This is a genomic window from Lysinibacillus sp. FSL R7-0073 (assembly GCF_038009065.1).
In the GTDB taxonomy this organism is placed as follows: Bacteria; Bacillota; Bacilli; order Bacillales_A; family Planococcaceae; genus Lysinibacillus; species Lysinibacillus fusiformis.
In genome coordinates, this window is the sequence record NZ_JBBPAS010000001.1 from 2,534,758 (window position 1) to 2,546,509 (window position 11,752).

The window sequence follows — 11,752 nt, forward strand, 5'->3', positions numbered from 1 at the left end:
AACGGAATGAGTTTTACAGCCATATTCTTCTTCGTAGCCATTGTTGGTTTAACATTAGTTATCACATGGTGGGCATCTAAACGTACATCTTCTGCAAGTGACTTCTATACAGCTGGTGGGGGCTTAACAGGCTGGCAAAATGGACTAGCTATCGCAGGTGACTATTTATCAGCTGCCTCTTTCTTAGGGATTGCAGGTGCAGTAGCATTATTTGGATTTGACGGATTCTTCTTCTCTATTGGTTATTTAGTAGCTTACTTAGTGGTATTATACATCGTTGCTGAACCATTACGTAACCTTGGAAAATTCACTTTAGCTGACATGATTACAGCTCGTTTCAATAACTCAAAAGTACGTGGAACAGCTGCTTTAAGCACTATTACAATTGTTTTATTCTACATGATTGCACAACTAGTTGGTGCAGGAGCACTTATTCAATTACTTTTAGGTATCGACTACTGGGTAGCTGTATTGATCGTAGGTTTCATGATGACAACTTACGTATTATTCGGTGGTATGACAGCAACTTCATGGGTTCAAATTATTAAAGCTTGTCTTTTAATGCTAGGTACAGTTATTATCTCATTCTTAGTATTAAAAGAGTTTGGCTTCAGTATTGCAACAATGTTTAAAGAAATGACTACAGCAACTGACAGTGGTGCTGCTTATTTAAACCCAGGTCTAAAATATACAAATGGACTTGACACAATTTCTATGTTAATTGCATTAGTATTAGGTACTGCGGGTCTTCCACATATCTTAATGCGTTTCTTCACAGTAAAAGATGCAAAAACGGCTCGTTCATCTGTTATTTGGGCTACTTGGATTGTAGGTATTTTCTACGTTTTAACAATTTTCTTAGGTTTCGGTGCAGCAGCATTCGTTGGAAAAGAAGATATTATCGCGGCAAACGCTGCTGGTAATATGGCTGCCCCACTTCTTGCAGAAGCACTAGGTGGCGACATTCTATTCTCATTCGTATGTGCGGTAGCATTCGCAACAATTTTAGCGGTAGTAGCAGGTCTTGTACTTTCAGGTGCCTCTGCCCTATCACATGATATTTATGGTCAAATCATTAAAAAGGGTAAAATTACTGAAAAAGAGCAAGTTCTTGCAGCTCGTATCGGTTCAATTACGATCGCTGTCATTTCTATTTTATTAGCACTTGGTGCACAAACATTAAACGTTGCGTTCTTAGTATCTTTAGCATTCTGTATTGCAGGTTCTGCTAACCTCCCAGTTATTATTTACACAATCTATTGGAAACGCTTTAATACAGCTGGTGCTGTTACAGCGATGTTAACAGGTTTAATCTCTGCATTAGTATTAGTAGCTATGTCACCTAACGTATGGAATCCAGTTGAAGGGAAGGCGATTTTTGTGGGTGATCCGTTAATTATGTTAACGAACCCTGCTCTAATCTCTGTACCACTTGGTTTCCTTGGTGGTTTCATCGGCACATTACTTTCTAAAGAAACTGATGATGCAAAGTATCGTGAAGTTGACGTTAAAGCAAACACAGGTATTTCTGTACAGGACGTATCTCACTAAATCTATGTCATAAACCTCGTAAGTTTTTGCTTACGAGGTTTTACTTTTTCTTTCGTTTCCGTTACTATAATTGTTAAAAGGAGGGAATGAACATGGCTCAATCTAGGGCGAAAAAGAAGCGAATGCATATAAAAAGAACTGTTGGCAAGGATGTGGAGAAAAATCGCCAATCCAATTCCTTCAGTACACATGAACGCACCACCAAAACAAAGACGGAGAAATTGATGCATGATTCCACTAAACATAAAAAGCAGTATACGGATAATTAGTTTGTATCCTATACTGCTTTTATTATTGTAGAAAATACATGTGTCACTTGCAAAATTAGTTTAAAGTCGATAAAAGTTTGTCGTATTCTGAGTGATAATTTGAGCCGCTTCTTGTATAGACAATCCTTTGATGGCTGCAATCACCTCAATCGTTGAATGCATCATCCACGGAGACGTAGGTTTATTTGTAAATGGTCCTTCAAACGGCCATGGACCATCTGTTTCTACCATCATCAATTCGATCGGGTAGATTTGAATTAACTGCTGAATTTCCTCTTCATACAATGCATCAGGCGTAATGGAGATAAAATAACCTTGCTGAATCATGCGTTTCACAACTACCTCGTCCCCTTTAAACCAATGGAAATGTGCCTGACGAAGCTGATGCTTTTCTAGTAAATCGCACACGACGGTAGCGTCTTCATACACAGCATGCAAAACAATCGGTTTGTCCAGCTCCTTAGCCAATACGATAAATCGTTCCAATAAAGCCTCATACGGACGAGCATCCAAAGCTTGTTCTTGCCTTAAATAATAGGGTAAACCGACCTCACCGACTGCTATCATCTCATCACTATGGGAGCGAATCCAATCAAATAAAGCTTTCTCTTCTATTTCACTCGGTAAAGGCTGTTCAGGATGGAAACCAAAAGCCGCCTTCACCTTGGGATAGACCTTCGCTAAATTCAACGTATTTTGACAGGAAGTCAGCTGCATACTCACCGCAATTAATGCCTCTACTTCTTCCAATAAAGAAGGTATTTCCACGTCCTTATACTGATCTAAATGAATATGTGCATCAATCAACATTCAGATCCCCCTTTTCTTCCTGTAAATACATGAATAATTGTTGCTTCAAGGCTGTGAATGTGGCCGAATGACGAATTTCTTCTTTGCGGGGACGTTCAAACGGCACAATGATTTCTTTTTTCACCGTTGCAGGCCGTTTTGATAAAACAAGTATACGATCTGCTAAAAAGAGTGCCTCTTCAATACTATGTGTGACAAATAAGATGGATTTTCGATACTCTTCCCAAATGGACAGTAGCCATGCCTGCATTTCCAGTCTTGTAAATTCATCGAGCGCAGAAAATGGTTCATCTAGACATAAAATAGGTTTATCACTGACAATGGCACGGATAAAAGATACACGTTGTTGCATCCCTCCAGATAGCTCGTTTGGATAAGCATGACTAAAGGAAGCAAGTCCTACCTTTTCTAGCCACCCCTTTGCACGCTCAACATTAGGCTTTTGCTGCAATTCCTCGACAATTGTTACATTCTCTAAAATGGTACGCCAGGGCAATAAACAAGGCTGCTGTGGCATATAGCCAATTGCTCCTCTTTTTCGCTGGATATCCTCTCCATTTAATAAAATTTCCCCTTGATCAACCGGGGAGACCCCACCAATTAATTGAAAAAGGGTACTTTTACCACTGCCTGATGGTCCTACAATGGCCACAAACTCACCATCCTTGACATCGAAGGAAACATGGTCAAGAACATGTAGACTGTTAAAGGACTTAGCGATGTTTTGTATGCTGAGCATGATAACCTCTCCCCTTTACCATTAATTTTTCAAGCAAACGAATACTACTAAACAGCAATAAGCTTAACAAGACAATCGCAAAAATTGCGACAAACACTCGATCTGTACGGAAGGAGGATTGTGCTAAGGTCATGTATACACCAATTCCCTTTTTCGCACCAAGCCACTCCGCAATGACTGCCCCCATTACGCTATAAGTAGCAGCAATTTTTACGCCCGAGAAAATTGCTGGGTAGGCATGTGGCCATTCTAATTTCCAAAACGTTTGGGCCTTCGTTGCACCAATCATATCAAAGTAATGCTTTAACTCGGGTGCTGTTTGACGAAAACCGTCCATTGCCGCAATGACAATAGGGAAAAAGCACACTAGACAAATAATAATGAGCTTTGGTAATAAGCCAAAGCCAAACCAAATAATAAGGAGCGGTGCTAACACAAGAATGGGTATGTTTTGCGACATAATGAGAATCGGATAAAATAATGACCGAATGAAAGCAAAACGATGCAAAACAATTGCCACTGTTAGACCACAGCCCACCCCAATAGCAAGTCCTAATAAAGCTAATTGCACGGTAGCCAGAGCATGTGGCAGGAATGTCTGATACGATTGAAAGCCTTCTTCTACAATTATGCTTGGTGCTGGAAGGAGCCAAGGAGGAACATCAGCGATATGCACAACAAGCTCCCATATGAATAAGAGGAAGGCGATAAAAATTATCGTCCTTCCCTTTTGTAATGCCCGTTTCATGACTGATATTTCTCCGTTAATGTAGCCATTGTAATCCCATTTTGTTGATATAAAATTTTTACTTGTGTAATGACATTAATGGCTCCTAGCTCGACCATCTTAACATTCATTTTTTCAATGATTTGAAGAAGCGTTGTAAGCTCACCTTCCATTGTTGTTTCAAGGGGATGAACCTCATATTTCACACCAGATGCATCAATAACTGCAATGGCCGCATCTACATAAGGAATTACATCCTCATACTTCTCTGTCTTCGGAATGATTTGGACACTGATTAATGAATTTGCCATGTTAATTGGCCTCCTTTTTCGGTAAGAACTCATTCGTAAACGCCTGTTTAGCATCAAATTCGCCTTCTAATACTTTGTTACTCGACATCCATTTAGCATAGTTTTCCCATACAGATAGCTTTTGCTCACCCCATTGTTTAGCGTCATCCTGATACTTATCAGCCAACCACTCTTGGCTTTTATGCACTAACTCTTTATCTAAGTCCGGTGCCGCTTCTAGTAAAATATCAGCAGTTTCATTCGGATACTCGATTGCATATTCATAGCCCTTCGATGCAGCCGCAACAAAAGCTTTGACGATGTCTGGATTGTTTTGAATCATCTTTTCATTAGTTGCTAAAACAGGTGTATAGTAATCTAACTGATCACTGTAGTCCGTTAAATACAGCATATTAATCTTTTCCCCACGAAGCTCTGCCTCAATCCCTGTCCAAGCATAATAAATCCAAGCAAAATCGATATCTTTTTTCATCATTGTGAAGAAATCTAAATCTCCTGCATTGACAATATCTAATTTATTACTATCAGCGTTTTCTTTTTGCATTAATGATTGTAATACGGCTTGTTCGAGTGGTGCTCCCCACCCACCATACGTTTTTCCTTCAAAGTCCTTTGGAGATGTAATACCCTTTGATGCTACAGAAGCAAATCCAGATGTATTATGCTGAATGATGGCCGCTATTGAGACAAGTGGCACATCCTGAACACGAGCCTGTGTAATGCCCTCCTGATAGCTCACGCCAAATTCTGCCTTACCTGAAGCTACGAGCTGATCGGCTCCTGCCTCTCCTGGCATAATAATATCAACATCTAAGCCCTGTTCTTCAAAATAACCAAGCTTTTTCGCAACATACAATCCTGTATGATTCGTATTCGGTGTCCAATCGAGAACCACTGACACCTTTTTCTTTGTATCAGCAGTTTGCTTGTCCTCCTTGTCGCTACAGCCTACTAACGTCAATAGCGCAGCTAATAGGATAAATAACCATTTTTTCATGCTAGTTCCTCCCAGTTTGTAATATGAAAGTGTTCATGAATGAATGTTTCACCAGAAGAAAGCGTAATATACAGTTAGTAGATATTGCTTGGAAAACAAAAAAACGCCTAGGATTCCTCCCAGACGTATTGCAATCAATCTCCAAAACTTTTGCTTTTTTGAATAGATGTTCCCTACGCTGGTACGAGCCAAATCAGGTTCAAAGGGTCAGTGTCTATCGGACACAATCTCAGCTAGCCATAACTAGCCCCCCTACATTCTTTCGCTATGAACTTTTCGTTGATTATTATACCCATAGTTGATCTAAAATGACAAGATGCTATTTTTGGATAGTTGTTCCACTCAAACAAATAGCCCAGCTCTCCTATATAGAGACTGGGCATATTTTTAGCTTGGTTTTTGTTCTTTTTTGGCCGTTAAGACATGTGAAATGGCTCCATCTGTTGCAATATCCACTTTAAATGAACCATTAGAATGGCGATCAGCACGCGTCAATGTTTGAACATCAATAAACTCTTGGACGCCTTTTTCAGTTTCGATCACAACCTGCTCATCGTCTGTTGCTTGAATAACAGCGACAATTCGGTGAGGATTTGCTTTTAATTCTGTCAGGACTTTAAGACCACGTTTGGCACGACTTGCTACTTCTACCTCTGCGACATTCATTTTCTTAACAGCCCCTCGTTGTGTCACAATAACGACATATTGTGTTTCATCTGGCTGTAGAACATTGACCCCTACTAATGCTTCTCCATCTTTTAGCGTAATACCTTTAACGCCGCCCGTTTTCACACCAGTAACCGGCAATTCCTCGATAGGGAATCGAATTGCATACGCCGTATCAGTTGTTAAGAGCAGTTCCACATCATCCGTCATAAACGATGCATAAATCATGGCATCGCCCGCTTTAACATTCATTGTTTTAATCGGCTTCGAGTAACGCGTCACTGCATAATCTGCAAGTGGTGAACGTTTAATTTGACCATCTTTCGTAGCAGTTAAAATATACGTATTTGGCTGTTCAAATGTTTCAAAACCATAGACCGCAATAATTGATTCATCTTCACTTGTTGGCACAATACTAGAAATATGCTGACCAAGGTCCTTCCAACGAATATCAGGCAGTTCGTGGACTGGCTGATAAATATAATTCCCTCTATTTGTAAATAACAATAAATTATGTTGCGTATTTAAGTTTGCTTCATACAATAAGTAATCGGAATCCTTCATCGCAAAATCTTGACCATTGGAAGCGGCATGAGATCGTGTAGATGTACGTTTAATATAGCCGTCTTTCGTGACAGTCACCACAACCTCTTCACTTGGAACAAGGACATCTAATGTAATTTTAATTTCTTCTATTTCTTGTTCAATTTTCGAGCGACGTGGCTCAGTGAAGCGTTTTTTAATATCTAGTAATTCTTGTTTAATGACGCGTACAAGCTTGGCCTCGCTTTGTAAAATTCCTTCCAGCTTGGCAATCAATTTATTTAAGTCATCCTGTTCTTGGCGGAGCTCTGTAATATCGGTATTCGTTAAACGATATAATTGCAGGCTCACAATCGCCTCTGCTTGTACCTCGGTAAAATCGAACTTTGCTTGTAAATTGAGCTTGGCATCCTTCTTATCGTTAGAAGAACGGATCGTAGCAATGACTTCATCTAAAATTGATAGTGCTTTAATTAAGCCCTCCACGATATGGAAACGATCCTTTGCCTTTTGTAAATCATATATAGAACGATTTGTGACCACTTCTTTTTGGTGAGTAATATAGGCATCCAGCAATAGTGGCAATGTCATCATCGTTGGGCGACGATTATGAATCGCAATCATATTAAAATTGTAAGCTACTTGTAAATCTGTTGTTTTAAATAAGTACTGTAAAATCCCTTGTCCAGGAACATCCTTTTTCAGCTCGATTACGACACGTAACCCTGTACGGTCAGATTCATCACGAATTTCAGCAATTCCTTCAAGGCGTTTATCTACGCGCTGCTCATCAATTTTTTTGACAAGATTGGCTTTATTCACATCGTATGGTAATTCGGTAACAACGATTTGTTCTTTGCCACCCTTGATAGGTTCCACCACAGCCTGTGCACGGACAATAATTTTACCGCGCCCAGTTTCATATGCCTTTTTAATGCCGTCCACACCTTGAATAATACCGCCAGTTGGGAAATCAGGACCTTTGATGACTGTCATCAATTCATCCACTGTCGCAGTAGGCTTGTCTAAGCGCATTAATACAGCATCCAGCACTTCATCTAATGCATGAGGTGGAATATCGGTTGCATAGCCCGCAGATATCCCTGTAGAGCCGTTTACTAGTAAATTAGGGAAACGTGCTGGTAAAACAGTTGGTTCCATATCCTGATCATCGAAGTTTGGCACGAATTCAACCGTTTTCTTCCCGATATCTCGTAACATTTCACCAGCAATCGCAGATAGTCTTGCCTCGGTATAACGCATGGCAGCTGGTGGATCTCCATCAACCGAACCGTTATTCCCATGCATCTCAATAAGCATATGACGAGCTTTCCAGTCCTGACTCATACGTACCATCGCCTCATAGACAGAGCTATCTCCGTGCGGATGGTAATTACCGATTACATTACCGACTGTTTTAGCCGATTTACGGAAAGGTTTTTCATGTGTATTACCTTCTGTAAACATCGCATATAAAATACGGCGCTGTACTGGTTTAAGACCGTCACGTGCATCTGGCAACGCGCGGTCTTGAATAATATATTTACTATAGCGACCAAAACGGTCACCCATTACTTCTTCTAAAGGTAAATCTTGAAATATTTCTGTACTACTCATGCTTGGCCCTCCTCTTGTTGGATGAATTCATTTTCTAAAATGTTGGCATCATCCTCCATACCGAAGTCTACATTGGCTTCGATCCATTTACGACGTGGCTCTACTTTATCGCCCATTAACGTCGTGACACGTCTCTCTGCACGTGCACCATCCTCAATTGTGACACGAATTAATGTCCGTGTGTCAGGGTTCATTGTTGTATCCCAAAGCTGGTCTGCATTCATCTCACCAAGACCTTTATAGCGCTGTAATATGTAACCCTTTCCAACTTGTTTGATGGCCTTTTGTAAATCTTTTTCCGTCCAAGCATATTCAATCACTTCTTTTTTGCCAGTCCCTTTAGAAACCTTATAAAGTGGCGGTAACGCAATAAAGACTTTACCAGCCTCAATGAGCGGACGCATATAACGGTAGAAGAACGTTAATAGCAATACTTGAATATGAGCGCCATCCGTATCAGCATCGGTCATAATGACTACTTTATTGTAGGCTGAATCCTCTACAGCAAAATCTGTACCAACACCTGCACCAATCGCATGAATAATCGTTGAAATTTCTTCGTTTTTCATAATATCCTGGAGCTTGGCTTTTTCCGTGTTAATAACTTTCCCGCGCAGTGGTAATATCGCCTGGAATGTACGATCGCGACCTTGTTTTGCAGAACCACCCGCTGAATCACCTTCGACTAAATATAATTCATTTTTCGCTGCATTACGTGACTGTGCAGGCGTTAATTTCCCTGACAGAATCGTACTACCCTTTTTATTTTTCTTACCATTTCGAGCATCCTCACGAGCTTTACGAGCCGCTTCACGTACTTGCTGCGCACGAATCGCTTTACGCACAAGAGACGCTGACAATTCAGCATTTTCCTCTAGCACATATAAAATTTGCTCAGACACCACACTATCTACTGCTGAACGAGCCTCACTTGTACCAAGCTTGCCCTTTGTTTGTCCTTCAAATTGTAATAAGTGCTCCGGAATACGGACTGACACGATAGCCGCTAAGCCCTCTCGAATATCCGTTCCTTCCAAGTTTTTATCCTTGTCCTTTAATAAGCCAATTTTTCTTGCGTATTCATTAAAGACACGCGTCAAGGCTGCTTTTGCACCTGTTTCATGTGTACCGCCATCCCGAGTACGTACGTTATTCACAAACGACAAAATCGTTTCTGAATAGCCATCGTTATATTGGAAGGCAAACTCTACTTCAATATCATCTTGAATACCTTCAACGTATTTCACAGGATGAAGAACATCTTTCTCTTCATTCAAATACGCAACGAAAGCTTCAATGCCGTTCTCATAAAAGAACACATCATTTTTGCCTTCCTCGCGCTCATCAATTAATTCAATTTTTAAGCCCTTTAATAAAAAAGCCGACTCACGTAAACGTTCTGCTAACGTATCATAATTAAATTTTGTGACAGAGAAAATCGTTTCGTCAGGTAGGAAATGAACAAGCGTACCAGTCTGCTTTGTTTGACCAATTTCTTCAAGTGTTGTCACTGGATGTCCACCATGCTCAAAGCGCTGGCGATATTTTTTACCATCACGATGGATGGTTACTTCTAAAAATGTTGATAGCGCATTCACGACAGAAGAACCTACACCGTGCAAACCGCCACTCGTTTTATAACCACCTTGTCCAAACTTACCACCTGCGTGTAGGACGGTAAAAATAATTTCAGGAGTAGGTTTACCCATCTTATGCATACCAGTTGGCATTCCTCGGCCAAAGTCGCGTACGCTAATACTCTGGTCTTTGTGAATCTTGACTATAATATGAGATCCAAAGCCAGCCAATGCTTCATCCACCGCATTATCAACGATTTCATACACAAGGTGATGAAGTCCACGGCCATCTGTCGAACCGATATACATGCCTGGTCGTTTGCGCACCGCTTCTAATCCTTCTAATACTTGTATAGCGTCATCATTATAGACGCTAGGTGACTGTTTATTCGTCAACAAAATTCCCCTCCAAAAAACAAACACATGTTCTATTTATGTTCTCATCCTAATAATAATAGCATTTCCTGTCAATAGTTAGCGACAGGTCCAATTAAATTTTTAAAAATTGCTCACAGTTTTAATAAACATTTCAATAGTAAACATCTTCAACAGTTGCTTAAAATTGGAATTTAAGCAAGGCAGACTACCACTAGTATCCGTAAACACCTGACGCATCGTAGCTTATTTAGTTGCAGTATAGTTAATGTTTGCTGCGTCATCGTCATGTAAATGAATAAAGTTAGACTTCTATTCTACCAAAGGAATGAACGATTGACAAAATTGCCATTTTGCCTATATTTTAATAAAGAATTTTTTCGTTCCGTCATCAATCATGTCTAAAAGCCTACCTCCAACTTACTTTAGTTTCTTTTGTATTGAATTCAAGACTCCTGACGAAATCTCCTTCATAACATTGTAGATTAGCAAGAAAAAGTGTAAAATACTTGTTACAAACTATTAGTACCAAGTGATGGACTATGAATGAAAGGAGTCCAACTATGATCAATGGACTTATTATTTTATGTGCTTATCTAATCGGCTCTATACCTTCAGGGCTATGGATAGGTAAAATTTTTTATAATACCGATATTCGAGAACACGGAAGCGGTAATCTAGGAGCAACTAATACGTTCCGAACGTTAGGAAAAAAAGCAGGTATTGTTGTAACTGTGATGGATGTTCTAAAAGGGACTTCCGCTGTCTTACTAGTTGCACTACCAATATTCTCAGACAGTTCTATCCATTCCTTAATCCTAGGTCTTGTTGCTGTGATCGGTCATATGTTTCCGATCTTCGCTAATTTCCGTGGTGGAAAAGCCGTTGCCACATCAGCAGGTGTTTTATTAGGCTATTCATGGCCATTGTTTGTCTTACTTCTAATTGCCTTTCTTGTGACATTAAAAATCACAAAAATCGTCAGCTTAACATCTATGATAGCCGCTTTAGTAGCACTTATCTATTCAATCGTTTATTATTTTGTTACAGGTGACTTTGCATTAAGCATCTTGGTAGCCTTTTTATTTACTTTTATTATTTATCGTCATCGTGCCAATATTGCACGGATTAAAAATGGTACCGAGCCAAAGGTAAAATGGCTGTAAGAAGAGAGGAGCATTCGCTATGAAAATTGCACTGACAGATGAAGCCCTACAATGGTTCAAACATGAGATGGAAGTAGAACCAGGCGATACTATTCGCTTTTATGCACGCTATGGTGGCTCAAGTCCTTTTCACGAAGGCTTTTCACTAGGCATGACGCGAGAAGAGCCCATCGCCATTGGAGCAGAAGCAGTCATTGATGGCGTAACCTATTACATCGATGAAAAAGATTTATGGTTCTTTAACGATCACAATCTACATGTGGACGTGGATGCTAGTTTAGATGAATTACAATACGAGTATCGTACATAAAGCAGTATTTTCCTTTCAGTCTCTGAAAGGAAATACTGTTTTTTTATTTGAAAAATAGTCGCTAGAATTTCATTCCTTTTTTCGTTTATCTCCG

At 39.9% G+C, this 11,752-nt stretch carries 11 protein-coding genes and 1 riboswitch; of the genes, 4 read left to right on the forward strand and 7 right to left on the reverse strand.

All coding sequences use genetic code 11. From position 1 onward, the window contains the following. Positions 1 to 6 precede the first annotated feature (6 nt). Both MKY88_RS12515 and MKY88_RS12520 read left to right on the forward strand, forming a co-directional pair. Positions 7 to 1,551 carry a solute symporter family protein gene (locus tag MKY88_RS12515; protein ID WP_258269679.1) on the forward strand — a complete coding sequence of 515 codons (1,545 nt, stop codon included), beginning with the start codon at positions 7 to 9 and terminating at the stop codon, positions 1,549 to 1,551. Positions 1,552 to 1,643: 92 nt separating this feature from the next. Continuing rightward, the gene (locus MKY88_RS12520) at positions 1,644 to 1,820 is read left to right on the forward strand and encodes a hypothetical protein (protein ID WP_328200722.1); all 177 of its coding nucleotides are present in this window, start codon (positions 1,644 to 1,646) and stop codon (positions 1,818 to 1,820) included. Positions 1,821 to 1,880: 60 nt separating this feature from the next. Here MKY88_RS12520 and MKY88_RS12525 read toward each other — a convergent pair whose 3' ends face one another. From MKY88_RS12525 to parE, 7 genes are all read right to left on the reverse strand, one after another. Continuing rightward, positions 1,881 to 2,630, reverse strand: a complete 750-nt coding sequence (locus tag MKY88_RS12525) for a TatD family hydrolase (RefSeq protein ID WP_328200721.1) — start codon at positions 2,628 to 2,630, stop codon at positions 1,881 to 1,883. Then, positions 2,620 to 3,369 carry an ABC transporter ATP-binding protein gene (locus tag MKY88_RS12530; protein WP_328200720.1) on the reverse strand — a complete coding sequence of 250 codons (750 nt, stop codon included), beginning with the start codon at positions 3,367 to 3,369 and terminating at the stop codon, positions 2,620 to 2,622. Before MKY88_RS12530 ends, MKY88_RS12525 begins: the two co-directional genes overlap by 11 nt. Continuing rightward, complete coding sequence (locus tag MKY88_RS12535) at positions 3,344 to 4,117, reverse strand: ABC transporter permease (RefSeq protein ID WP_340813807.1); 774 nt, start codon at positions 4,115 to 4,117, stop codon at positions 3,344 to 3,346. Before MKY88_RS12535 ends, MKY88_RS12530 begins: the two co-directional genes overlap by 26 nt. Next, positions 4,114 to 4,407, reverse strand: coding sequence for a thiamine-binding protein (locus MKY88_RS12540; RefSeq protein ID WP_340813808.1), 294 nt, complete (start codon positions 4,405 to 4,407; stop codon positions 4,114 to 4,116). Before MKY88_RS12540 ends, MKY88_RS12535 begins: the two co-directional genes overlap by 4 nt. A gap of 1 nt (position 4,408) precedes the next feature. After that, entirely contained in the window at positions 4,409 to 5,404 is a 996-nt protein-coding gene (locus MKY88_RS12545) for an ABC transporter substrate-binding protein (protein ID WP_193832109.1), read from the reverse strand. Between the two features lie 153 nt (positions 5,405 to 5,557). Then, positions 5,558 to 5,668, reverse strand: a riboswitch (TPP riboswitch). A 123-nt stretch (positions 5,669 to 5,791) separates the two neighbouring features. Next, the gene (parC, locus tag MKY88_RS12550; protein ID WP_340813810.1) at positions 5,792 to 8,230 is read right to left on the reverse strand and encodes a DNA topoisomerase IV subunit A; all 2,439 of its coding nucleotides are present in this window, start codon (positions 8,228 to 8,230) and stop codon (positions 5,792 to 5,794) included. Continuing rightward, complete coding sequence (parE, locus tag MKY88_RS12555; protein ID WP_069481516.1) at positions 8,227 to 10,203, reverse strand: DNA topoisomerase IV subunit B; 1,977 nt, start codon at positions 10,201 to 10,203, stop codon at positions 8,227 to 8,229. The genes parC and parE overlap by 4 nt, the downstream gene beginning before the upstream one ends. Before the next feature lie 542 nt (positions 10,204 to 10,745). Between parE and plsY the strand changes: the two genes are divergently transcribed. After that, positions 10,746 to 11,348, forward strand: coding sequence for a glycerol-3-phosphate 1-O-acyltransferase PlsY (plsY, locus tag MKY88_RS12560; RefSeq protein WP_193832111.1), 603 nt, complete (start codon positions 10,746 to 10,748; stop codon positions 11,346 to 11,348). 19 nt (positions 11,349 to 11,367) lie between these two features. Then, complete coding sequence (locus tag MKY88_RS12565; protein ID WP_025116312.1) at positions 11,368 to 11,658, forward strand: HesB/YadR/YfhF family protein; 291 nt, start codon at positions 11,368 to 11,370, stop codon at positions 11,656 to 11,658. Positions 11,659 to 11,752: the final 94 nt, after the last annotated feature.

Coding starts and splice junctions, on each gene's coding strand:
- plsY (WP_193832111.1), top strand. CDS start 10,746: ATGATCAATGGACTTATTATTTTATGTGCTTATCTAATCGGCTCTATA.
- MKY88_RS12515 (WP_258269679.1), top strand. CDS start 7: ATGAGTTTTACAGCCATATTCTTCTTCGTAGCCATTGTTGGTTTAACA.
- MKY88_RS12520 (WP_328200722.1), top strand. CDS start 1,644: ATGGCTCAATCTAGGGCGAAAAAGAAGCGAATGCATATAAAAAGAACT.
- MKY88_RS12535 (WP_340813807.1), bottom strand. CDS start 4,117: ATGAAACGGGCATTACAAAAGGGAAGGACGATAATTTTTATCGCCTTC.
- MKY88_RS12565 (WP_025116312.1), top strand. CDS start 11,368: ATGAAAATTGCACTGACAGATGAAGCCCTACAATGGTTCAAACATGAG.
- MKY88_RS12530 (WP_328200720.1), bottom strand. CDS start 3,369: ATGCTCAGCATACAAAACATCGCTAAGTCCTTTAACAGTCTACATGTT.
- parC (WP_340813810.1), bottom strand. CDS start 8,230: ATGAGTAGTACAGAAATATTTCAAGATTTACCTTTAGAAGAAGTAATG.
- MKY88_RS12540 (WP_340813808.1), bottom strand. CDS start 4,407: ATGGCAAATTCATTAATCAGTGTCCAAATCATTCCGAAGACAGAGAAG.
- MKY88_RS12545 (WP_193832109.1), bottom strand. CDS start 5,404: ATGAAAAAATGGTTATTTATCCTATTAGCTGCGCTATTGACGTTAGTA.
- MKY88_RS12525 (WP_328200721.1), bottom strand. CDS start 2,630: ATGTTGATTGATGCACATATTCATTTAGATCAGTATAAGGACGTGGAA.